The 24,492-nt window shown below is 49.6% G+C and carries 16 protein-coding genes; 7 read left to right on the top strand and 9 right to left on the bottom strand.

Annotation, left to right across the window (positions count from 1 at the left end; translation table 11 throughout):
* Window positions 1-100: 100 nt before the first annotated feature.
* The 4 genes from ycaO to pflA all read left to right on the top strand — a co-directional run bounded on the left by ycaO (window position 101) and on the right by pflA (window position 6,513).
* Window positions 101-1,864, top strand: a complete 1,764-nt coding sequence (ycaO, locus tag E2566_RS09195; RefSeq protein ID WP_107169748.1) for a 30S ribosomal protein S12 methylthiotransferase accessory factor YcaO — start codon at window positions 101-103, stop codon at window positions 1,862-1,864.
* A gap of 439 nt (window positions 1,865-2,303) precedes the next feature.
* The gene (focA, locus tag E2566_RS09190; protein WP_107169749.1) at window positions 2,304-3,164 is read left to right on the top strand and encodes a formate transporter FocA; all 861 of its coding nucleotides are present in this window, start codon (window positions 2,304-2,306) and stop codon (window positions 3,162-3,164) included.
* A gap of 57 nt (window positions 3,165-3,221) precedes the next feature.
* On the top strand, window positions 3,222-5,504 hold the full coding sequence (gene pflB / locus E2566_RS09185; protein ID WP_107169750.1) for a formate C-acetyltransferase: 2,283 nt from the start codon (window positions 3,222-3,224) through the stop codon (window positions 5,502-5,504).
* A 268-nt stretch (window positions 5,505-5,772) separates the two neighbouring features.
* Window positions 5,773-6,513 carry a pyruvate formate lyase 1-activating protein gene (gene pflA / locus E2566_RS09180; protein ID WP_005967552.1) on the top strand — a complete coding sequence of 247 codons (741 nt, stop codon included), beginning with the start codon at window positions 5,773-5,775 and terminating at the stop codon, window positions 6,511-6,513.
* An 86-nt stretch (window positions 6,514-6,599) separates the two neighbouring features.
* On the opposite strand, the gene E2566_RS09175 is transcribed toward pflA, so the two are convergent.
* Genes E2566_RS09175 through E2566_RS09165 form a run of 3 tightly spaced genes read right to left on the bottom strand, consistent with a single transcriptional unit; the run spans window position 6,600 to window position 10,630 of the window.
* The gene (locus E2566_RS09175; RefSeq protein WP_107169751.1) at window positions 6,600-8,168 is read right to left on the bottom strand and encodes a hydantoinase/oxoprolinase N-terminal domain-containing protein; all 1,569 of its coding nucleotides are present in this window, start codon (window positions 8,166-8,168) and stop codon (window positions 6,600-6,602) included.
* A 10-nt stretch (window positions 8,169-8,178) separates the two neighbouring features.
* Window positions 8,179-9,288 carry a DUF917 domain-containing protein gene (locus E2566_RS09170; protein WP_107169752.1) on the bottom strand — a complete coding sequence of 370 codons (1,110 nt, stop codon included), beginning with the start codon at window positions 9,286-9,288 and terminating at the stop codon, window positions 8,179-8,181.
* A gap of 37 nt (window positions 9,289-9,325) precedes the next feature.
* Window positions 9,326-10,630, bottom strand: coding sequence for a cytosine permease (locus E2566_RS09165; protein ID WP_107169753.1), 1,305 nt, complete (start codon window positions 10,628-10,630; stop codon window positions 9,326-9,328).
* 274 nt (window positions 10,631-10,904) lie between these two features.
* Here E2566_RS09165 and E2566_RS09160 point away from each other — a divergent pair, with 274 nt between their 5' ends.
* The gene (locus tag E2566_RS09160; RefSeq protein WP_107169754.1) at window positions 10,905-11,846 is read left to right on the top strand and encodes a LysR family transcriptional regulator; all 942 of its coding nucleotides are present in this window, start codon (window positions 10,905-10,907) and stop codon (window positions 11,844-11,846) included.
* Here E2566_RS09160 and E2566_RS09155 read toward each other — a convergent pair.
* From E2566_RS09155 to lrp, 6 genes are all read right to left on the bottom strand, one after another.
* A complete protein-coding gene (locus E2566_RS09155) occupies window positions 11,832-12,986 on the bottom strand; it encodes an MFS transporter (RefSeq protein WP_107169816.1) in 1,155 nt (384 codons plus the stop codon). The two genes, E2566_RS09160 and E2566_RS09155, sit on opposite strands and share 15 nt — an antisense overlap.
* Before the next feature lie 320 nt (window positions 12,987-13,306).
* Window positions 13,307-14,602 carry a serine--tRNA ligase gene (serS, locus tag E2566_RS09150; protein ID WP_107169755.1) on the bottom strand — a complete coding sequence of 432 codons (1,296 nt, stop codon included), beginning with the start codon at window positions 14,600-14,602 and terminating at the stop codon, window positions 13,307-13,309.
* A 104-nt stretch (window positions 14,603-14,706) separates the two neighbouring features.
* Entirely contained in the window at window positions 14,707-16,050 is a 1,344-nt protein-coding gene (locus tag E2566_RS09145) for a replication-associated recombination protein A (protein WP_107169817.1), read from the bottom strand.
* A 7-nt stretch (window positions 16,051-16,057) separates the two neighbouring features.
* Window positions 16,058-16,669 (bottom strand): outer membrane lipoprotein periplasmic chaperone LolA, encoded by a 612-nt coding sequence (lolA, locus tag E2566_RS09140; protein WP_107169756.1) that lies wholly within the window; start codon window positions 16,667-16,669, stop codon window positions 16,058-16,060.
* A gap of 248 nt (window positions 16,670-16,917) precedes the next feature.
* Window positions 16,918-20,328: a DNA translocase FtsK 4TM domain-containing protein gene (locus E2566_RS09135; protein ID WP_107169757.1), complete on the bottom strand. Its 3,411-nt coding sequence runs from the start codon at window positions 20,326-20,328 to the stop codon at window positions 16,918-16,920.
* Between the two features lie 114 nt (window positions 20,329-20,442).
* Entirely contained in the window at window positions 20,443-20,937 is a 495-nt protein-coding gene (gene lrp / locus E2566_RS09130) for a leucine-responsive transcriptional regulator Lrp (RefSeq protein WP_005967536.1), read from the bottom strand.
* Window positions 20,938-21,520: 583 nt separating this feature from the next.
* Between lrp and trxB the strand changes: the two genes are divergently transcribed.
* Together trxB and cydD are read left to right on the top strand one after the other, a co-directional pair.
* Complete coding sequence (gene trxB, locus E2566_RS09125) at window positions 21,521-22,483, top strand: thioredoxin-disulfide reductase (RefSeq protein WP_107169758.1); 963 nt, start codon at window positions 21,521-21,523, stop codon at window positions 22,481-22,483.
* A 236-nt stretch (window positions 22,484-22,719) separates the two neighbouring features.
* Window positions 22,720-24,486, top strand: coding sequence for a heme ABC transporter permease/ATP-binding protein CydD (gene cydD, locus E2566_RS09120; RefSeq protein ID WP_107169759.1), 1,767 nt, complete (start codon window positions 22,720-22,722; stop codon window positions 24,484-24,486).
* Window positions 24,487-24,492 lie beyond the last annotated feature (6 nt).

The following is a 24,492-nucleotide window of genomic DNA, read 5'->3' as shown; positions in this document are numbered from 1 at the left end:
TGTACTTTTTCACTGTTGCCGATCTGTTATGAATAAATAGAGTCCAGACAGAAAAATCCGTATCATGCCGCTTCCGCTAATCTCGACAAGAGTGAACACCATGACTCAAACGTTTATCCCAGGCAAAGACGCCGCCCTGGAAGATTCCATCGCCCGTTTTCAACAGCAACTCCAGGACCTGGGGTTTAACATCGAAGAAGCGTCATGGCTGAACCCGGTGCCAAACGTCTGGTCTGTCCATATCCGAGACCGCGATTGCCCACTTTGCTTTACTAACGGCAAAGGTGCCAGTAAGAAAGCGGCTCTGGCTTCTGCGTTAGGCGAGTATTTCGAACGTCTGTCCACCAACTATTTCTTTGCTGACTTCTACCTCGGCAAAACGATCGCTAACGGTGATTTTGTTCACTATCCAAATGAAAAATGGTTCCCTATTCCAGAAGACGATGCCCTGCCGGAAGGGATTTTGGATGCCCGCCTGCACCAGTTCTACGATCCTGAACAGGAACTGAGCGCTAGCGATCTGATCGATCTGCAATCTGGCAATGTCGACAGAGGCATTTGCGCGCTGCCGTTTACCCGCCAGTCCGATCAGCAAACCGTCTATATTCCGATGAATATCATCGGTAACCTGTACGTCTCTAATGGGATGTCCGCAGGTAACACGGCCAACGAAGCCCGCGTTCAGGGGCTATCAGAAGTGTTTGAACGCAGTATCAAAAATCGCATCATTGCAGAATCCATCAGCCTGCCAGAAATTCCACAAGAGGTGCTAAACCGCTACCCAGGCGTGGTCGAAGCGATTGCGACACTGGAAAAAGAAGGCTTCCCGATTTTCTCTTACGATGCCTCGCTGGGCGGGAAATATCCGGTCATCTGCGTGGTGCTGTTTAACCCTGCTAACGGTACCTGTTTTGCCTCCTTCGGCGCGCACCCTGATTTCGGCGTGGCACTGGAACGTACCGTTACCGAACTGCTGCAAGGCCGCGGTTTGAAAGATCTGGATGTGTTTACTCCACCAACGTTTGATGATGAAGAAGTGGCCGAGCACGCGAATCTGGAAACCCACTTTATCGATTCCAGCGGTCTGATCTCCTGGGATATGTTCAAGAAAGAAGCAGATTATGAATTTGCCGACTGGAGCTTTAAAGGGTCGACGGAAGAAGAATTCGCTACGTTGATGGCGATCTTCAAGCAGGAAGATAAAGAAGTCTACATTGCTGACTATGAGCATCTGTCTGTTTATGCCTGCCGCATCATTGTGCCGGGAATGTCAGACATCTACCCTGCCGACGATCTGTTGTTAGCCAATAACAGCATGGGCGCTCACCTGCGTGACACGCTGCTGGCGCTGCCTGACAGCAAATGGGAACAAGAAGACTATCTGGCGCTGTTGCAACAGTTGGATGACGAAGGGCTGGACGATTTCACCCGCGTACGCGAGCTGCTCGGCATTGCCACCGGCAAAGATAATGGCTGGTTTACGCTGCGCGTTGGCGAACTAAAAGCCATGCTGGCACTGGCCGGCGGCGATCTGGATCAGGCGTTAAGCTGGACAGAGTGGACGCAGGACTTCAACGATTCCGTCTTTACGGCACAGCGCAGCAACTACTACCGTTGCCTGCAAACGCTGCTGTTACTGGCGCAAGAGCCTGAGCGCGATCCGGCAGAATATTACGATGCCTTTACCAAAATGTACGGCAGTGAGACCGTCGATGCCGCCAGTGCCGCCGTTGCTGGCGAAGCGTGCTTCTATGGTCTGTTTGCTGTCGATGACACCTTTACTTCTTTACCTGCGCACCAGTCGCTGCTGGCAGCCTATGAAAAACTGCAACAGGCGAAACGTCGTTATTGGCAAGCAAAATAATGCCAGGATGATGAAGTCAGCACGCGTCTTATATCGATGAGTGCGATCGCGTGCAAATAGTCACCGACGAATAGCCCTTTATTTTAAAGGGCTATTTTATTATCCAAAGGGCAATATTTATTATTCGTAATGCATAATCAGAACATTGTTATTAAATGGTGAAGTTTTAATTAAATTACATCGACAAGGTGGTACTGAAATTCTACAAAACGTGATTTTTATTAACGCTAAATCGGTAGGTTTAACGTATGCCATTCAACTCTTTTTATAAAATTTAAAATATTTTTTTATTATAAAATTCAATACATTAAGCACTAAATCGCCCTATCCCACCCTGCTTTCTGACCTGTTAATTTCTTGCAATATGATCCACGTCAAATTTTACCGTATACTGCTTTGTTAGTATCTCAACGCTGATAATTTTTAAGAGAGAGTTAGTGTGAAAGCTGACAACCCCTTTACTCTATTACTCCCGGCTGCGATGGCAAAAGTTGCTGAAGACGCCGGAGTCTATAAAGCTACCAAACAACCGTGCACGACGTTTTATTTAGCGATCACTGCGGGTGTATTTATTTCGATCGCCTTCGTCTTTTATATTACGGCCACCACAGGGACAGCGACGATTCCTTTCGGTATCGCGAAATTGATCGGGGGCATTTGCTTCTCCCTTGGCCTTATGTTGGTTGTCGTCTGCGGCGCAGACCTGTTCACCTCAACCGTTCTCATCGTGATTGCCAAAGCCAGTGGACGTATTACCTGGAAACAACTAGCCTGTAACTGGGCTAATGTTTATGTCGGCAACCTGATTGGCGCGCTTTTCTTCGTTGGACTTATCTGGTTCTCGGGAGAGCATATGGTCGCAAACGGTGCGTGGGGTCTGAACGTTCTGCAAACAGCTGAACACAAACTTGAACATACATTCGTTGAAGCGCTGTGTCTGGGTATCCTGGCAAACTTGCTGGTCTGTCTGGCGGTGTGGATGAGTTATTCTGGCCGTACGCTTACCGATAAAATGTTTGCCATGATTCTGCCTGTCGCCATGTTCGTTTCCAGCGGTTTTGAGCACAGCATCGCCAACATGTTCATGATTCCTATGGGCATCGTTATCAAAAATTTTGCGGCCCCGGAATTCTGGAATGCCATTGGCATGGCGCCGTCTCAGTTTGAACATTTAACCGTTAGCCACTTCATTACCGATAACCTGATTCCCGTCACCCTAGGGAACATCATCGGCGGCGGCGTAATGGTCGGTTTAACATATTGGGTAATTTATTTGCGCGGTGGAGACAAGCACCACTAAGGTGCAATCGGCCGCAACGTCGGGTTTTAAGAAATCCATATCAAAGGTAGGTGTAAAATGACCGAGCTGAATGAAAAATTGGCCAATGCATGGCAAGGCTTTAGCAAAGGTGAATGGCAGGATAACGTCAACGTTCGTGACTTTATCCAGAAAAACTACACGCCGTATGAAGGTGATGAGTCTTTCCTGGCTGGCGCAACCAAAGCGACTTCAACGCTGTGGGACAGCGTCATGGAAGGCATCAAACAGGAAAACCGTACTCACGCCCCTGTTGATTTTGATACCCATGTTGCTGCGACTATCACGTCTCACGACGCGGGATACATCAACAAAGGTCTGGAAAAGATCGTTGGTCTTCAGACTGATGCGCCGTTAAAACGTGCGTTGATTCCGTTCGGCGGCATCAAAATGGTTGAAGGTTCATGTAAAGTTTATGGCCGTGAACTGGACCCTCAACTGAAAAAAATCTTCACTGAATATCGCAAAACGCACAACCAAGGCGTGTTCGATGTTTACACCCCAGATATCCTGCGTTGTCGTAAGTCTGGCGTTCTGACTGGTCTGCCAGATGCTTATGGCCGTGGCCGTATCATCGGTGACTATCGTCGCGTTGCGCTGTACGGTATCGACTATCTGATGAAAGACAAGTTTGCTCAGTTCACTTCTCTGCAAACTAAACTGGAAAACGGCGAAGATCTGGAAGCAACAATCCGTCTGCGTGAAGAAATTGCCGATCAGCACCATGCGCTGAGCCAAATTAAAGAAATGGCCGCTAAATATGGCTGTGACATTTCTGGCCCAGCTGCGACGGCTCAGGAAGCCGTGCAGTGGACTTACTTTGGCTACCTGGCTGCGGTGAAATCACAGAATGGTGCGGCAATGTCCTTCGGACGTGTCTCTACCTTCCTGGATATCTACCTTGAGCGCGATCTGGCTGCAGGCAAAATCACTGAGGAAGAAGCTCAGGAAATGATTGACCATCTGGTCATGAAACTGCGCATGGTACGTTTCCTGCGTACACCTGAGTACGATGAGCTGTTCTCTGGTGACCCAATCTGGGCGACAGAATCTCTGGCTGGTATGGGTCTGGATGGTCGTACACTGGTGAGCAAAACCAGCTTCCGCTTCCTGAACACCCTGTACACCATGGGGCCGTCTCCAGAGCCAAACATGACCATTCTGTGGTCTGAGAAACTGCCGCAGAGCTTCAAAAACTATGCAGCTAAAGTCTCCATCGATACCTCTTCTCTGCAATATGAGAATGACGATCTGATGCGTCCTGACTTTAACAACGATGACTACGCGATTGCTTGCTGCGTAAGCCCGATGATCGTTGGCAAACAAATGCAGTTCTTCGGTGCTCGTGCAAACCTGGCGAAAACCATGCTGTACGCGATCAATGGCGGCGTGGACGAAAAACTGAAAATGCAGGTTGGTCCTAAATCAGAACCAATCAAAGGCGACGTTCTGAACTTCGACGAAGTGATGGATCGTATGGATCACTTCATGGATTGGCTGGCTAAGCAATATGTCACCGCGCTGAACGTCATCCACTACATGCATGACAAATACAGCTACGAAGCATCGCTGATGGCACTGCACGATCGTGACGTGTTCCGTACCATGGCGTGTGGTATCGCGGGTCTGTCTGTTGCTGCTGACTCCCTGTCTGCCATCAAATATGCCAAAGTTAAGCCGATTCGTGATGAAGATGGCCTGGCTATCGACTTTGATATCGAAGGCGAATATCCGCAATTCGGTAACAACGATGCTCGCGTAGATGAACTGGCTTGCGACCTAGTTGAACGTTTCATGAAGAAAATTCAGAAACTGAATACCTACCGTGGCGCAACCCCGACGCAGTCTGTTCTGACCATCACCTCTAACGTGGTATATGGTAAGAAAACAGGTAATACCCCAGACGGTCGCCGTGCAGGTGCACCATTCGGACCAGGTGCTAACCCAATGCACGGTCGTGACCAGAAAGGTGCTGTTGCGTCTCTGACTTCTGTTGCCAAACTGCCGTTTGCTTACGCGAAAGATGGTATTTCTTATACCTTCTCCATCGTACCTAACGCGTTGGGTAAAGACGATAACGTGCGTAAAGCTAACCTTGCAGGTCTGATGGATGGTTATTTCCATCATGAAGCCAGCATCGAAGGTGGCCAGCACTTAAACGTCAACGTCATGAACCGTGAAATGCTGCTTGATGCGATGGAAAACCCGGAAAAATATCCGCAGTTGACTATCCGTGTATCTGGCTATGCAGTGCGTTTCAACTCACTGACGAAAGAACAGCAGCAAGACGTTATTACCCGTACTTTCACACAGTCAATCTAATTTCCATGGCTGTCTGAAAAGGCGTAAAATAAAGGCTCCACGTCAGTGGGGCCTTTTTCTTACCCTTGCTTGTCGTTCAAATTGTTAGCCTGTTTTGCCAGCCAGCTATGCTGCCCCACTCTGTGGATGGCTTGCAAAACAGATTCGACGCAGCATCTGTCACACGGTGTTCTTCTGTCAGAAACGTCTGCCAGATCGATGCCAACTTTCTCATGACTGCGCTCATAAAGACCGCTATTGTCCGGTCAAATTTGGAGAAAACCTCGCAATGTCAGTAATCGGTCGCATCCACTCCTTTGAATCCTGCGGCACCGTCGATGGCCCAGGCATCCGTTTCATCATCTTCTTCCAGGGCTGCCTGATGCGCTGTCTGTATTGCCATAACCGTGATACCTGGGATACACACGGCGGCAAAGAAGTGACAGTGGAAGAACTCATGAAAGAAGTCGTGACTTATCGCCACTTTATGAATGCATCCGGCGGCGGCGTAACCGCATCAGGCGGTGAGGCCATACTGCAAGCCGAGTTTGTGCGCGACTGGTTCCGCGCCTGTAAGGCAGAAGGTATCAATACCTGTCTGGACACCAATGGGTTCGTGCGCCGTTACGACCCCGTTATTGACGAGCTATTGGACGTCAGCGATTTGGTGATGCTCGATTTAAAGCAAATGAACGATGATATACATCAGAATTTAGTTGGCGTATCGAATCATCGTACTCTGGACTTCGCTCGTTATCTGGCAAAACGTAACCAGCGTACCTGGATACGTTATGTGGTCGTGCCCGGCTGGTCTGACGACGACGCGTCCGCGCATAAACTGGGCGAGTTTACGAAGGATATGACGAACATCGAGAAAATTGAACTTCTGCCCTATCATGAGCTTGGTAAACACAAGTGGATCGCAATGGGCGAAGAGTACAAATTAGACGGTGTTAAACCGCCGAAGGCCGATACAATGGATCGCGTTAAATCAATTCTTGAAAGTTACGGTCACAAGGTCATCTACTAATCTCGGACGCTTTCTGCAAAAATAGCGCGCTCACGGCGCGCTATTTTCATTTCAGCAGACTAACATCACTAAATCGTTATGCGGTGCTAAGCCAGATTACCTGCCGCTTTGATTTTCACCTGTACCGCATTCCCTGGCAGATAGGCCAAAGGAATTTCCTGATAGTCGATAATTTCAACGCTGCCCGACATAGCGCCCGTCTCTTCAGCCAGACAAATAGTTTGCTGCTGCAATTCGCTTTTTACCTTTTCACGATCGTGATCCGGCATTTTAACCACACGCTCGATCTGCGCCCCAACCTTCCCTAACGCAACACCCACCGCATTTGCCGCATCGAAGTTCAGCGGACGCACAACCTGACTGATGCCAGATAAAACCTCAGGCAACAAAATACTTCCACCGCCAACAAGCACTGCGGGAATAGCCGCCCTTGACGATTTGATCCGATCGATAGCACTTTCCACGTTATCAATCATCTGACGATAAACTTGCTGGCAAAGCGCTTTATCCAACTCGGGTAGCGGATGAGAAAGCGCTGATGTCCATCGCTCACGATGAAGTTGCAGCATAATATCGCTGAGCGTTAACGTTTCCCCGCCGAAACTGACGCCCTGTTCAAGAAGACGATAGCCAACGCTGTCAGGCCCAAGGGTGAGCGTCCCATCCTGAGACTGCCGCACGCAGGTTCCGCCACCAATACCGATAGAAATAATGTCTGGCATTCTGAAATTCGTCCGTACATCGCCGACTTCAACAGCAATTGCCGATTCACGCGGGAAGCCATTCACCAAGACGCCAATATCCGTTGTTGTGCCGCCGACATCGATAATCAGCGCATTATCCAATCCCGAAAGGTGGCATGCCCCGCGAATCGAGTTCGTTGGCCCACAGGCCATCGTCAAAATGGGATATTGCTTCACCATGCTCTCGGACATCAATGTGCCATCATTTTGCCCGAAGAACGGCGTAGCGTTAATCCCGTGCCGAACTAGCGCTTGCGTAAAGCCGTTAACAAAGCGGTTCGCGGTACTTTGCAACGATGCATTCAGGATGGTCGCGTTTTCCCTTTCCAGTAACCCCGTACTGCCTATCCGGTGAGATAACGACAAGGAGACATCCGGTAATACTGCATTCACCCACTGGGCAACCTGCAATTCCTGCTCGCTATTTACTGGAGAAAATACGCCACAGATCGCCACGCTATCGACATGCCCGCGCATCTTGTCACAAACCGCGAGTACTTCATTCTGTAGTACGGGATGGATCTCTCGGCCATCAAACTCATAGCCGCCATGAATCTGGTAGAAATGTTCGCCTAATGTCTTTTGCCACTCATCATCCCAGCCAAACAGCGGTGGGACGCTATCGCTGCTTGGCAGACTCAGGCGCAATAATCCGACGCGATCCAGACCCTTCCGCTCAACAATCGCATTGGTACATTGGGTTGTGCCCAACATCGCATAGCGAATATGCTGCGACGCGATGCCAGACTTAGCCAATACCTCAGCAATCGCCCGCTCTATACCACTGTAGATATCCAGGCTGGTAGGACATTTGGCTGTCGCAACACAGTGCAGATTCGCATCTAAAATTGCCGCATCCGTGTTGGTACCGCCGACATCAATCCCGAGTCGGTAATCATTTTTATGTAACATCGGGAAAGCCTCAGCGATTTGCAAGCTGTTCTATCGGCACATACTGCACCGGATAACCAAAATACCCCGGCCCCGCAACGTCAATCCCTTTCGTCGTTCGCCATTTGTCATTGCACGGATAGGCAATAACATCGACTCGTTGCCCATAACGTAAATGTTCCGTGATGATCGGACGTCCGGTTTCACTATCTACTATGGAGATTAAATCAGGCACGACGGCCAGCAGATTATCCTGCGTAGGTTCTGCCGTCTGTGAAGAACGATAAGCCAGCAAGAGCTCATTCTGGAAAAGCACCGTAAACGATTCGCCTTTGTCGCTCCCCATGCCATCCAGCACTACTTTACCTCGAGCAAAGCCGCCGGTTGTGCGCCGAGCAACATCAACAATCTTTCCTGATGCAACGATATGACCATTCAACACGGTGAGCAGAGACTGTACCGGATGGCTACCCGACTGATGAGACTCCCGCAATGTTTTCCCGATATTCTGCGCTAGTGTCAGCGTCCCTTTAATCGCGCTACGCTTTAGTTCGTGCCCACGGAGCGGATAATCACACATCGCACAGGCGGCCCCCATCTGTTCTGTAATGGCTCTGGCTAACCGTTCAGACCACACACCATCAATCGGATTAAGGATAACCGAGTTACCTTTCTCGTCAGCCAGCGTATTGGGTGCCGAAGGTAAACCATCAAGGAAAAAGGTCACCATCTGTGCTTCGGGGAAGGCTCTCCCCATTGCGTCACAATCAATAACCGGCAGCCCTTTTTTAGCCGCAACGACAAACGGCATTAGCGAGTTAATGCCGCCAACCTCGATTGGAAATGTTGCGGATATAGGTCGCTCAAGTACCTTCTCCATCGCATCAAATGCCTGAACAAATTGGTTCGCTGACATTATTTTTTCTACAACAACCGTCGTTGCACCTATCATGCTACAAGGCACAAACACATCGTCATCGTTGATTTCATCTAAACTGAATATAGATACTGTCGTCGCCGTCTTTAATGCATATTTTGCCATTAAGGAACCGACATACGGATCGCCGCCGCCTCCAGTACCAAGAACAGCAGCCCCTAGTGCTATATCATCAATTGCTTGTTCATTAATATAACGAGACATACCCTATCCAAGATCTCGTGTTATCTGCGTAACACGTTCAATCTGCCAATTGAGGAAAAATTTTATGTATGCCGATATAAATCACCATACTCACAATTACGCCATCCAAGGCAGAGATTGAGCTTATCGTAAATAAATCGAAAAAATCTGGGGAGGTTAACAGGCTCACAATACTGCCAAGTGACCAAGATATAGCCGCCGCCACATTCAAGAATGATGCTTCTGATACATTTTTCTGCAAGCGCGAGGACTTAATAAAATAATATTCGACAAGATAGACACCCGCGATAGGGGAAATCAATACGCCGAGCAATGACAAGAATTGAGTAAAATTATTAATCATGCCGTTATACGCTAACAGCAACCCAACAATAGCCATTAACACAACCAATGTTGGCCGTGATAGCGCTCGAATAACAACGGATAATCCCAGTGATGCAGAAACAAGGTTAGTACTGTTTGTGGTCCACTGAGCAAAAATAAGCACCACAATAGCGGACATACCCAAACCAATACTGAAGAACACTTCCACCAAATCCTCTGTACCCACCAAGTGAGTCAGAATTAATGCAACGACTATCGTTGAACTATTACCTAAAAAGAAGCCTAGCCCTGCACCAAGAAGCGCATCTTTACGAGTTTTAGCATAGCGAGCAATATCCGGCGACATTACTGCCGAGACTATCCAGATAGAGACAACATAGGAAATCGCGCTCCCCATGCTAATTGGCGCTTTAATTATCGGAATAGGTATTTCAGGGTGGTTATTGGCCGCCAGAACCAGACCTGTAATTATCAATATCAACATGAGCGGGACACTGAATATACTCAGTTTCCCCAATGCCCTGACTCCCCAAATAGCAGTAGAGGTCATTAGCACCATACCAAAGACTAAAATAAGAAAACGACCTGGTTCAAATTGATAATGTAGGAGTGCCTTTTGCAGCATTACACCAAAGAAATCGAGTTGAAAGGCAAACCAACCAATCAATGAGACAGCGGAGAAAACACCGATGATTTTTCCACCAAGGCGTCCAAAAACGGAAATACTGAGTAAGGTTGTTGATAATCCACTGCCGTAGCCGACATTAGCACATAATGCTGCCAGCACGCCTAAAAAGGCAGATCCGATAAGTGTGGCACTGACGGCATGAGAAAAAGGTAACCCGCCACTTAAGAAAGCACCGAGGAAAAGACCCGATATATCAATTCCCATTGCCAGCCATATTAAGGCAATGACATACCAACTTTTTCTGGCTTCGGCAGGCACAGGTTCATATTCGTAATCATAGATTTGCCGACCCTGTGGTTGTTTTTCAGGCACAGCATTCCCTTGAGACATAACCCCTCCATCAAATAAACAGCAAATAATTATTTTAGCGTTCTGATATTTTATAGAGGTTGTCTGACGACGTATAGAACAATGGTGTCGCCAGCAAGCTAACAACACCATTATGCTTATAAGAGACCCTGATGTGACGCATAAAACCACACTTTTTTGTGGCGACCACATCAATGATGTGGCGTGACAACAAGATAAATGGGTTTCATATCGATTAATACAGATATATTTTGATGTTAACATTCAGATATGTAATGTATGCGAAGGAAATGCTATGCGCTTAGATAAGCTGGAGATTCGCTGGTTAAAACTTTTTTGTAAAATCGTTGAAAAGCAAGGGATTACTAATGCACAGGTGGCAACGGGTTTAAGCCAGCCAGTCCTTAGCCACTACTTGTCTCGCCTTGAAGACACGCTTGGGCTTGTTTTGTGTGAACGTGGACGTGGAGGATTTGCTCTCACAACGGAAGGCGAGGTCGTCTATCAGGAAGCCAAATCCGTTATTGCTACATTGGATGATTTTGCAAATAGATTAGCCAGGATAAAACATCAACTCATTGGCGAAGCTCGCATTGGTTGCCTGGATAACACCGTCACTCACCCAGCTAAAGTTATCTCCAACGCGATTGGGCAGTTGTACATTCAGAGCCCTGACGTCGCCGTTGAGTTGGAAATAGGTGATTACACCCCGCTGATGGAACGTTTAAAAAATGGGCATATCGATATTATTCTTAGCGTCTTGCCGGATGATGTTCCAGCAGATATCTATTTCCAACCTGTTTTTGTCGAGAAAAGCTATTTTTATTCCGCGTCGGAAAATGCGGCAAGGATAGAACAAGAGTGGCAAGATGGGACACTTAATCCGAACAGATTACTGATTGGCGGCCACGCACTGCACGAAATTAGTAAACAGCTAGGCCCAGTAGCAAAGAAAGGTCTGCAAAATACAGCATGGAACGTAGAAGGCAGTTTATTACTCTTGTTAGCGGGCACACATGTTGGTTTTCTTCCCGACCACTACGCAGCCAAATGGGTTGAAAATGGGCAGCTTACAGCCATTTCACCAGAAAAACTCGGGCTAACCAGCATATTTTATCTGGTGCGAAACGCAAAACAGCGCCTTAGCCCAGTAGCCGAAGCGCTATGGAATAACATGGTCGAAGCAGGACAAAGTTCACTAGCCAGCCTCGAAACCGCTAACTCAGGCGGCAGCTAATGGCGTTGGATGGTGGTTGACTTTTCTGAGCAACAGCATCAAGTAGATCATAGCAATGACCGCGATCAGTACAAACAGCAATCGATCGGAGTAACTCTGCATCAATACCGCAGCAACGCTTGGCCCACAAAGGCTGCCAAGCGTGTAGCTGAGGAGCAACGCTTGATTCATTGCCACAAGTTCATCAGGGCTCACTTTTTCACATGCCCACGACATAGCAACGGGGTACAGCGTAAATCCTGCGCATCCCAGCAGGAACAGTGACGGAGCCATGGCATAGTGGCTGATACTTAGCATGGCAATACAACCGATAATCACCACAAAAACCAGCACCCGAAGAACCAACAATCGGCCATAACGATCCGCCATGCGCCCAATAGGCCATTGGCCGATGATACCTGAGCTGATCAACAGCGCCATCCAGTATCCAACCTGCGCATCATTCATTCCCTGATGGGAGAGGTACAGCGGCATCAAGCCATACAACGAACCTAGAATTGCGCCGGAAATAATACAGCCGTGTACGCCTAAACGCGCACTGCGATATGTCAGCATTTTCCACATATTGACAGGTTTTTCGTGCTGTTCTGGTGGAGTCGGGAGATGAGTAAACAGCAATGGCAATACGGCTAAAATAACTAATGCAGCCATCCACGGCAGCACGCTCAATAATGACGTAGGCAATACACCAAGCAGCAGTTGCCCAATCACACTACCAAGGTAATAAGCGATCATATAAGCAGCCAGCAGTTGACCCCTCTGCGTCGATGTTCCGCTACACAGCAAGGCACTTTCGACCACAACCCAGATCAATGCACAGCCTATCCCAGCAAGAAAACGCCAGAATAACCAGTTGCCAATATCCGTAGAAATACCAAGCCCGACAATCGCAACGCCAAATAATAAAGCTGCGAGATAATAGCTGCGGTTAAACCCATAAAGTTTGATTAATTTACCGGCTAATAGCGTTCCAACCAGATTGCCACCGAAATAGGATGAACCAACCAGGCCCACCTGCCAGACGGGCAGAGCCTGATAACTTAACCAAAGTGGAACTAAAGTATTTAATACCGCAATACAAACCGTCAGCAGCAAAAGTCCGCAGAGCAATAACAGCACTGGGCGGGAATAAGCAGACATAGCGAAGTGGATAACCAAACAACCGGAGAAGAGTGAGCGCATCATGACACTGCGTATATAAAAGTCAATCCGGGCAAAAAGTGCTAAAAGTCCTTTCCCAAATTATGGATTGAAAGTATTCATCAACGCCCACAGGAATACCGCTACGCTTGAAAACAGAAAGAATCTACTCAATTGATTTTAAATCAGTTTTAACTTTAAAATTAAGTCGTACAGGTTGTTTAAGATAGAGAAGCTATTTTTACGATGAAAAAATATTACCGAACCGGAGGCGTAAAAAAAGCGCCTTTAAACGGGCGCTTTTTTCAGGTCATCGGCGATTAACCAATAAATTCCAGCCCGCCCATATACGGACGCAGCACTTCAGGAATCTCAATACGGCCATCAGCCTGCTGGTAGTTTTCCAGAACCGCCACCAGCGTACGGCCAACTGCCAGACCAGAACCGTTCAACGTATGAACCAATCGGGTCTTCTTGTCGGACTTGCTACGGCAGCGAGTCTGCATACGACGCGCCTGGAAATCCCAACAGTTTGAACAAGAAGAGATTTCACGGTACGTGTCCTGCGCCGGCAACCAGACTTCCAGATCGTAAGTTTTGGTGGAGCCAAAACCCATATCACCCGTACACAGCAAGACCTTACGATAAGGTAATTTCAGCAGTTGCAGCACGGTTTCAGCGTGAGTCGTCAATTCTTCCAGCGCCTGCATGGAATCTTCAGGGCGGACGATTTGTACCAGTTCAACCTTGTCAAACTGGTGCATACGAATCAACCCACGCGTATCACGGCCATACGATCCCGCTTCAGAACGGAAACACGGCGTGTGTGCGGTCATTTTCAATGGCAAGGATTCTTCATCGAGAATCTCGTCACGCACCAGGTTCGTCAGCGGAACTTCAGCCGTCGGGATCAGCGCATATTGGCTGTTTTCTGCTTCTTCGCTTAAAGGGTTGGTGTGGAACAGATCTTCGCCAAATTTAGGCAACTGACCCGTACCGTATAACGTGGCATGGTTTACCAGGTAAGGCACATACGCTTCCTGATAACCGTGCTGCTGCGTATGTAAATCCAGCATGAACTGGGAAAGTGCACGATGCAGACGAGCGATCTGTCCTTTCATCACAACAAAACGCGCACCGGTTAATTTCACCGCGGCGGCAAAATCCAGTCCGGCAGCCATCTCGCCGAGTTCGACATGATCGCGCACGGGGAAATCATATTTACGTGGCTCACCCCAGCGGGTAACTTCCTGGTTTTGCGAGTCATCCTTACCAAGCGGTACTGCGTCGTCTGGCAGGTTCGGGATCGTTAACGCCAGATCGCGAATTTCATTCTGCAACTGATCCAGCTCTGCCTTCGCAGCATCCAGTTTTTCGCCTAGTGTGTTAACTTCACGACGCAAAGGCTCGATATCTTCACCGCGTGCTTTCGCTGCACCAATCTCTTTCGATCGGGAGTTACGCACTGCTTGCAGGTTTTCGGTTTCTACCTGCAATACTTTACGACGTTCTTCCTGCTTACGCAGGGTCTCAACATCCAGCTTAAAGCCTCTGCGAGCCAGTAACTTTTCGGCGACTGCGTCTAGCTCATTACGCAGTAAATTGGGATCGAGCATGCTAATCCTGTGCTTATGATTATCAAATGAAATGATGGCGAACACGGCGCGCTAGGCGCGCCAGCTTCAGAAAATACCTTGATAACCTTACCGCAACGCTTAGTTCAACGGTAGCGTTTTGTCGGGCTATTTTGATCCTGAGTCGCAAGCCAGGCGAGCTTTTCACCAATTTTGCCCTCAAGGCCGCGCGAGGTAGGCGCATAATAGTGCGTATCCGCCATTTCAGGCGGAAAGTAGCTCTCACCCGCCGCATAGGCATTAGGTTCATTGTGCGCGTATCGATACTCTGCCCCTAAACCCATTTCTTTCATCAGCCGAGTCGGTGCATTGCGCAAATGTTCGGGGATATCATAGTCAGGTTTATCGCGAGCATCCTGCATTGCCGCTTTGAAAGCGCTGTATACCGCGTTACTTTTAGGGGCGCAGGCCAGATAAACGATAGCCTGTGCAATCGCACGCTCCCCCTCTGCCGGGCCAACGCGGGTGAAACAATCCCAGGCAGAGATCGCCACTTGCATCGCACGCGGATCGGCATTGCCGACATCTTCAGAAGCAATCGCCAACAGTCGTCGTGCAACATACAACGGATCGCCGCCAGCGGTAATGATTCGCGCGTACCAATAAAGTGCCGCATCCGGCGCAGAGCCTCTCACCGATTTATGCAAAGCCGAAATCAGGTCGTAATAGCGATCGCCCTTGTTATCAAAACGGGCACTGCGTTCACCTGCGATTTCATTGAGGAGAGCCGGCGTCAGGACACGCATACCCTGCGCATCAATCTCTGCCATGTCCGCCATCATTTCCAGACTATTCAGCGCACGTCGGGCATCCCCATTGACCAACTCTGCCAGCATTCGACCCGTTTCAGCAGGCAGCTGAATATTCTGCTCACCATATCCGCGCTCGCGGTCACTCATCGCCTGTAATAACACCTGTTCGATATCTTCTGCCGTTAATGCTTTTAGCAGATAGACGCGGGCGCGCGATAACAAGGCAGAATTGAGTTCAAAAGAAGGGTTTTCCGTTGTCGCGCCAATGAAGGTGATCGTTCCATCTTCGATATGTGGCAGAAACGCATCCTGCTGGCTTTTGTTGAAACGATGAACTTCATCGACAAACAGGATAGTGCGGCGACCCGCATTACGATTTTGCCGAGCGCGTTCAATCGCTTCACGAATTTCTTTGATGCCGGACGTTACGGCAGAAATACGCTCGACATCCGCCTGCCCGTAATGCCCAATTAATTCTGCCAGCGTCGTTTTTCCCGTTCCTGGCGGCCCCCAAAGAATCATTGAGTGCAACTGCCCTGCCTCAATGGCTCGTGGCAGTGGTTTACCAACACCTAACAGGTGCTGTTGACCGATATACTGCGCCAATGTTGCTGGCCGCATACGCGCGGCCAGCGGTTGGAATTCATTATGGGAAAAATCAAGTGACAGGTTACTCACGCTGGCCTCACTGACGCTGATCGTCCAGCGTGACGCCTTTCGGTGGCGTAAACGTAAACCGAGCGGCATTAACAGCGCCGTTTTGCTGATTTTTCAGCACATAGGTACTGCGTTGCCCATCTTGTTCCGTCGCGGTAAATTGTTTGATCGTGCCGTTTGTCGTCACATTAATCGCGAACTGCTTTAGATTGCCGCTGGCTGACTTCGGCGTAAGTTCGAAATTATCGCCTTTCTGAAGCACATCGTATTTATCCCAGTCGCTGGTATCGTTACGCGTAATGAGGATGAACGGCGTGTTGCCTGTTGCATCTTTCAACCAGGTTGCCGTGACCTGCTCAACAAACGGATTGTAAAACCAGAGTGTTTTTCCATCAGAGATCAATGCACTTTCATCGGGTGATGTTGTTTTCCAGTTAAATAAGTTAGGGCGTTTTAACCACAGTTCACCTTCTCCTTCCTGCACCGCTGCGCCATCCGCGCTGGTGACGGTCTGGCTGAAGTTTGCGTGGAAACTGTTTACTTTATTAAGGCGCCCCTGCAAATCTTTTGCTGCGTCCGCATAGACAGCGGTTGACGTCATTCCCGTAATCAGGCAACTGATAGCTAACCACTTTTTCATACGCATAATCCTTTGAATTTCCTGATATAACAGGCCTTGTCTATCAAGGCCAAACGCTTAATGTTGCGTCGATGTTCTTTGTAGATCACGGTTACTTGTGAGGCACTGTGATTTATGAATCTATGTTATCTGAACCCACTCGGACAGTGATAGGTGAATTATCTGCTTATTAGCGCTTTTACGCTTCTTTGCATAAGGGCTGCACACGCAGCCCTTATGATGGAGTGATGTCAACGGATACCGCGTTGTTATTCCATTGATGGTGGCGCCAGTACCTCACGGTTACCATTATGTCCAGGAGAACTGACGATGCCCTGCGCTTCCATTTGCTCAACAATTCGCGCAGCGCGGTTATAGCCAATTCGGAACTGACGCTGTACGCCGGAAATGGATGCGCGGCGCTTATCAACCACAAACTCTACCGCCTGATCGAACAGTGGATCGAGTTCTTCATCGCCATCAAGGCCGAGGCTTCCACCTTCTCCATCATCGCCACCGCTGACGATATTATCGATATATTGAGGGCGACCCCGCGCTTTCCAGTCTTGGACCACGGCATGCACTTCCTCATCGCGTACAAAAGCGCCATGCACGCGGACGGGAATCGAGGAGTTAGGGGCCATATACAGCATATCCCCCATACCCAAGAGCGATTCAGCGCCCCCTTGATCGAGGATAGTCCGTGAATCGATCTTGCTGGAAACAGTAAACGCGATACGCGTCGGAATGTTCGCTTTGATAAGCCCGGTGATCACATCAACTGAAGGACGTTGCGTCGCCAGTACCAGGTGAATACCCGCAGCTCGCGCTTTTTGCGCCAGTCGAGCAATCAGTTCTTCAACCTTCTTACCTACCGCCATCATCAGGTCGGCAAATTCATCGACCATGACGACAATATATGGCAGCTTTTCGAGCACTGGTGGTGTCATATCCATACTGTCGCCCGGCTTCCAGAACGGATCGGGAATCGGACGTCCCATCGCATTTGCCGTCATGACCCGCTCGTTGTATCCCGCCAAATTACGCACGCCAAGCGCCGACATCAGCTTGTAGCGGCGCTCCATTTCGCCAACACACCAGCGTAACGCATTTGCGGCATCTTTCATGTCGGTTACGACTTCCGTCAGCAAATGTGGAATGCCTTCGTACACCGAGAGCTCAAGCATTTTGGGGTCGATCATGATAAAGCGCACGTCTTCCGGCGTGGCTTTATACAACATACTGATGATCATGGCATTGACGCCGACCGACTTACCCGACCCTGTAGTACCGGCAACCAACAAGTGCGGCATTTTCGCCAGGTCGGCAACCACGGGTTCACCCGCGATATCTTTCCCCAAGACGATCGACAACGGCGAAGGATTATCCAGGAACGCGTCACAGTCCAGCACTTCTCGCAGATAAACGGTCTGGCGATGCGCATTCGGCAATTCCAGCCCGACATACGGCCTACCGGGAATCACTTCAACAATACGCACCGCGACAACCGATAATGAACGAGCCAAATCGCGTGATAGATTCGAAATGCGCGCGGCTTTAACACCCGGAGCCAAGTCTAGTTCAAAGCGCGTGATAACCGGCCCTGGAGAGTGGTCAACGACATCCGCTTTTACCCGGAAATCAGCCAGACGCGCTTCAATCAATCGAGCGGTTTGTTCCAACGCGAAATTATCAACAGGTGCTTCACTTGCCGGTGGAGGGGTCAACAAGTCCAACGTTGGCAGTGGCGTAGTTGGCTTCTGCAACGGTTGTTCGTTACGCATCAGGAACGGATGAATCAGGCCATCCATTGCCGGATGATGCGCTGGCGCCGCCGCATTTTCCTGTTTTACAGCCTCAACAGGCGCTGACGGCGGTTGCACAGGCTGGCCAAACATCAGCGGAGCGTGCTCATCGTCGTCGTCCTCATCTTCACCAGCATGCATCGGCGGAAGCGCGGGTTCTGGGCGATAAGACGGCGGTGAATACGGGGACTCGCTAAAAACATGCGGTTCAGATTCGCGCTCATTCTCTACGCTAAACGGCGAAAACGAAAAGGCGTTATGTGGTGCCACGGGTGTTGGACGAACCGACTCACTGCCCGCAGGCGATACTGTCGGTACAGGCGTTATCTCATCAGGCTGTGACGCGCGGGCGTCATAACGAGCCTGCTGCTGTGCAGCGAAATCGCTGGCTAGCTGCGCTTGTAGGAGTGCGTCTTCATCGTCTTCCTGTAACGGATACTCGTCGCCATAACGCTGACGCTGCTGCTCCAAATACGCTTGTTGTAACGCATTTTCTTGCTGGGCGATATCATCCGGTGTCTCTTCCTGATACACGTCGTTCGTCAATTCCGTCTCTGCGCTATTGCTCTGAGCCTGTAACCTTGCTTGTTCTTCGGCCAGCCGCTGCGACGGTAGTTTTATTCCATATGACGCCAGTTCGCGGCGAGTAGGAATCCGTACCGGATTAGGGCGCGGCAGCTCCGGCCCTACACCGCGTTTAATCTGCGGGTTCTCATCCGCATCAGCACTAAACGCTGGCATAAAGGTGTTATTCGCGTTGAAATCGGTATCGCGTGCAGATTGTGCTGGCTCAGCAAACGGTTGAATCACTGATGGCGTTACGATCGGCGGTACAACATGATTCTCGTAAGCATTCCCGTAAGGAATAGACGCACTGCCATGGGGGCCTGGCGTCGTTATAGGCGATTCAGGAACCTCAAACGAATACAGCGTCGGCGTCGAGTCGCTCTCAGAGGGGACAATTGGCGACACAGAGCCAGACAATGGTGCGTCAGACAATGCTGCCGCGGGCCTTTCTGCTGAGAGTATCGGTTGTGTAGCGGCTGGCACGTTTTCCGTTGAAGGTGATCCCTCTTCTATCGTGCGATCTGCCATCGTATCGTGTACGGCATTAGCAACAGAAGGTGCAGAAAACAGGACGTCATCGTCATCACGCAGTTGTGTTGTCGCCTCATCTGATGCGTCATCGTGATGCAGGTTAAGCACATCGTTCTCATCCTCTTCACGATCGTTTTCTTCACGATACTCTTCATCGCGACGCGAGCGGTTTGACATGAACGTCAGACAGCCCAACACTCCAGCGCCAATTTTTTCGGCAATGGTTAGCCATGACCAGCCAGTAAACAGCGTTAGCCCAGCACCCCACACGCACAACAGAACCAGCGTCGCGCCCATGCTGTTAAAACGCGGGATCATTGAGCTGCTCAACAGGCTTCCCAATACGCCACCGGAAGCAAAATAGTAGAGATCGTCAATGTTCAGCGCAGCCAGACCACAAGAAGTCAGGATTAGCGCCAACGTTCCAATCAGACGAAGCGAAAAAGTAAAATATTCAATAGATTGATGGTTATCACGCTGACGGAAAGCCGCCCAGCACAGGGATAGCATGATCGGCGGAATAGCATAGGCTAGAACGCCAAAAATAAAGAACAGCGTATCGGCCAACCAGGCACCCGCCACACCGCCAAGGTTATGGATAGGTTCATGCCACGCAGTTTGCGACCAACTGGGATCGGAAGGGCTGAAACTGAGCAATGCGGCACTGAGATAAACCGCAAAAAGTGCCACAACGATTAAAATCGCTTCAAGCAAACGACGTGTTCCACTGAGTTTTTTCAGGGTAACGTCTTTATCTTCTGTATATTCCTGGCTCAAGAGTCTCTCCAGGGGCCTGTAAGGTTTATGACAAAGCGCCGAGAAAACCCGGCGCTGGGACTGTATAAATTCACAGGAGTGTAGCTGAATTTATCGGGTTTTGCACCCACGCGTTTATCGAGTCTTAATGACCAGACGGTTACTTTGCTTCACTTCTTCCATCACCACGTATGTACGGGTGTCGTTTACACCCGGCAGACGCAGCAGCGTTTCGCCCAGGAGTTTACGGTAAGCGGACATGTCCGGAACACGCGTTTTCAACAGGTAGTCAAAATCGCCGGAAACCAGATGGCATTCCTGAATCTCTTCCAACTTCTGCACCGCAGAATTAAACTGTTCAAACACATCAGGCGCACCACGGTTTAGCGTTATTTCAACAAAAACCAGCAGTGACGCATCCAGATAATGCGGGTTTAGCAGCGCTGTGTAGCCATTAATGAAACCCTGTCTTTCCAGACGACGCACACGCTCCAGACACGGTGTCGGCGACAGCCCAACACGTTTGGAAAGCTCGACATTGGAAATACGCCCATCTTTTTGCAATTCGTTCAGGATGTTACGATCAATACGATCGAGATCTTTTCCTGGTCGCTTTTTAGTGTCTACCATTATTATTGTCTCTCTTCACTTTTCCCTGCACCCGCTTTACCCCGATAGACCTCATGTATCAGAGTTACCCTTAAAGAAGACACGCTGCTTATTTTGTCTATCAACAGTCATTAACTTCCCGTTCTCGCCCCACGTATTACTAACCAACGAAGAAGACCATCACGTCATATCCGTGGCCTAAAGGCCTGCCTGCGCAAAAACGAATAAAAAGCCGAGCTTTTAACTGTTCACATACAAAAAATTTCCTCTTACCCAGATGTTTTCGCAAATGCACAGCCGATTGTCAAAGTAAAACAACGAAAATCAGAAGAAACTGCCAGATTCGATAAGCCAGAGCCATCTGCCGAGGTGGGTTCAATCATTTTACTTATGAATGTGGCTGATTTTTCAGCAATTTATTATCTCCATCGCCATTAACGATTAAACAAATAGCTAGCAACTTTTCTGCATACTTTTTTTACTCTTGTAATTTCCTTACAATCGTTCTCATTGTTCGTGGTAGATATGTTCGTCGTTAAAGAAACGAGTTGGTCGTAAAGGCTGGTTATATGAACATCATTCGCCGTCATGAAATGAGGAAAGCATGGGTACCGTTAAACATCACAAGTTATTGATTCTGGGCTCAGGCCCAGCTGGCTACACTGCCGCAGTGTATGCTGCACGCGCGAATTTACAGCCAGTATTAATCACGGGTATGGAAAAAGGCGGTCAGTTGACGACCACGACTGAAGTTGAAAATTGGCCAGGCGACGCCGACGATTTAACCGGCCCGCTGTTGATGGAGCGTATGCACGCACATGCGACCAAGTTCAATACCGACGTGATTTTTGATCATATTGAACGTGTTGATTTGCAGAACCGTCCATTCCGTCTATTTGGCGATAGCGACGAATACACCTGTGATGCACTGATCATCGCTACGGGCGCATCGGCTCGCTACCTTGGCCTGCCGTCTGAAGAAGCGTTTAAAGGCAAAGGCGTTTCCGCCTGTGCAACCTGTGATGGGTTCTTCTATCGGAATCAGAAAGTTGCCGTCGTTGGCGGCGGGAATACCGCCGTAGAAGAAGCACTGTATTTGTCTAATATCGCTGAGGAAGTGCATTTGATTCACCGTCGCGAGACGTTCCGTTCAGAAAAGATTCTGATCGACCGTCTGATGGACAAAGTTAAAAACGGCAACATCATCCTGCATACTAACCGTACGCTGGACGAAGTGCTGGGTGATGATATGGGCGTAACCGGCGTGCGTATCCGCGATACACAGAGCGACGCGGCAGAAGAGCTTGAGCTGGCTGGCGTGTTTATCGCTATCGGCCACAGCCCGAATACCGCCGTGTTTGGCGACCAACTGGCACTGGAAAACGGTTATATCAAAGTGCAATCCGGTATTCATGGCAACGCGACACAAACCAGCATTCCTGGCGTCTTTGCCGCAGGTGACGTGATGGATCATATTTACCGTCAAGCCATTACCTCTGCCGGTACAGGCTGTATGGCTGCGCTGGATGCTGAACGTTACCTGGATGGGCTCACCATCAGCAAGTAGTACGATGCGAGAACGGAGCGGCAGCAGCCGTTCCGTTTTCTTCCTTCCGATTTGCCTGCCGCAACACAAAAATTGATCGTCTCACCGATTTCCCCTCTCCTTTTCGTTTTCAGCGCGCCCCTGTCGCGGTAACATGACGACATTCTGCATGATAGAAGATAATTTTGTTACCTAACAGTTACATAAGCGTTATTTTCTGTTAAGTCCACTTCTGCAACATAACGAACTGGTGCCCGATGAAAAAAACCAGACAGCAAGAACTGACCGCTTGGCTGAAACAGCAAAGTAAGCTGGCACAACGTTGGTTACGGCTTTCACTGCTGCTCGGATTCCTGAGCGGCGCGCTAATCGTCGCACAAGCCTGGCTCTTAGCCACTCTGCTCCACGCTTTGATCATCGAGCATGCCCCCCGAGAATCCCTGTTCTCTCCTTTCCTTCTGCTGATCGCCACCTTTATTCTGCGTGCGCTTAATAGCCTGTTACGCGAGCGTGTCGGTTTTCTTTGCGGGCAAGCGGTTCGACAGCATATTCGTAAGCTGGTACTGGATCGATTACAGCAGCTCGGCCCGGCCTGGGTTCAGGGTAAACCCGCGGGTAGTTGGGCAACGATGATTCTTGAGCAGGTGGATGATATGCAGGACTATTACGCCCGCTATCTACCGCAAATGTATCTTGCCGCGCTGATCCCGCTGCTTATTTTGATCACCCTCTTTCCGATCAACTGGGCCGCAGGACTGATTCTGTTTCTCACCGCACCGCTCATCCCTTTGTTTATGGCATTGGTCGGTATGGGCGCAGCGGATGCCAACCGGCGTAACTTTCTGGCGTTGGCTCGCCTAAGCGGACACTTCCTCGATCGCCTACGCGGAATGGAAACGCTACGCCTGTTTCATCGCGGTCAGGCTGAAACCGAACAAATCCGCCATGCCTCCGAAGATTTCCGTAGCCGTACCATGGAAGTGCTGCGCATGGCATTTCTCTCCTCGGGCGTGCTGGAATTTTTCGCCTCCATTTCTATCGCAGTTGTCGCCGTCTATTTCGGTTTCTCTTATCTCGGAGAACTCGATTTTGGTCATTATGGAATGGGCGTGACGCTCTTCGCCGGTTTTCTCGTCCTTATTTTGGCACCGGAATTCTTTCAACCTTTACGCGATCTCGGCACCTTTTACCATGCCAAAGCTCAAGCTATTGGCGCAGCGGAATCCCTGGTAACCTTTTTAGCCGAGGAAGGCGAATCAGTAGGCTTTGGCACATATGAATTCAGCAGCGATACCGCCATTGCTGTCCGCGCGGAAGATCTGGTTGTCCTCTCCCCCAATGGCACGCCGTTAACCCAACCGTTAACATTCGATATCCGCGCAGGCGAACGTATCGCGTTAGTCGGTATCAGCGGAGCAGGAAAAAGTTCACTGCTTAATGCGCTATTAGGATTCCTGCCCTATCGCGGTTCATTAACCGTCAATGGCAAAGCACTCAACTCACTCACGTCTGAATCGTGGCGTAAACAGTTGAGCTGGGTCGGGCAAAATCCCCACTTGCCGGAACCAACGCTGCGCAGCAATATTCTGCTGGGTAATCCGCAGGCCAGTCCTTTGGAATTGCAATATGCGATTGAACACGCGTATGTACAGGAATTTTTGCCGCAACTCCCACAGGGTCTGGAAACAACGCTCGGTGATGGCGCAGCCCGCTTGTCCGTCGGGCAGGCGCAACGCGTCGCCGTTGCCCGTGCCCTTATCCACCCTTGCAACTTATTACTGCTGGATGAGCCATCAGCCAGCCTTGATGCCCACAGCGAGGAGTTGGTTATGAGCGCGCTGAACACAGCAGCACGTTCTCAGACCACGCTACTGGTCACGCATCAGCTCAACGATATCACCGACTATGACGCAATTTGGGTGATGGAAGAAGGTCGACTGGTTCAGCAGGGGGATTATCAAACACTTCGCGCCGAAGCAGGTCCCTTCGCGGCACTGCTGGCACAACGACAGGGGGCGCTGTAATGGCTC

This window comes from Pectobacterium punjabense (genome assembly GCF_012427845.1).
GTDB lineage: Bacteria > Pseudomonadota > Gammaproteobacteria > Enterobacterales > Enterobacteriaceae > Pectobacterium > Pectobacterium punjabense.
This window is presented reverse-complemented; position numbering and strand designations above follow the sequence as displayed.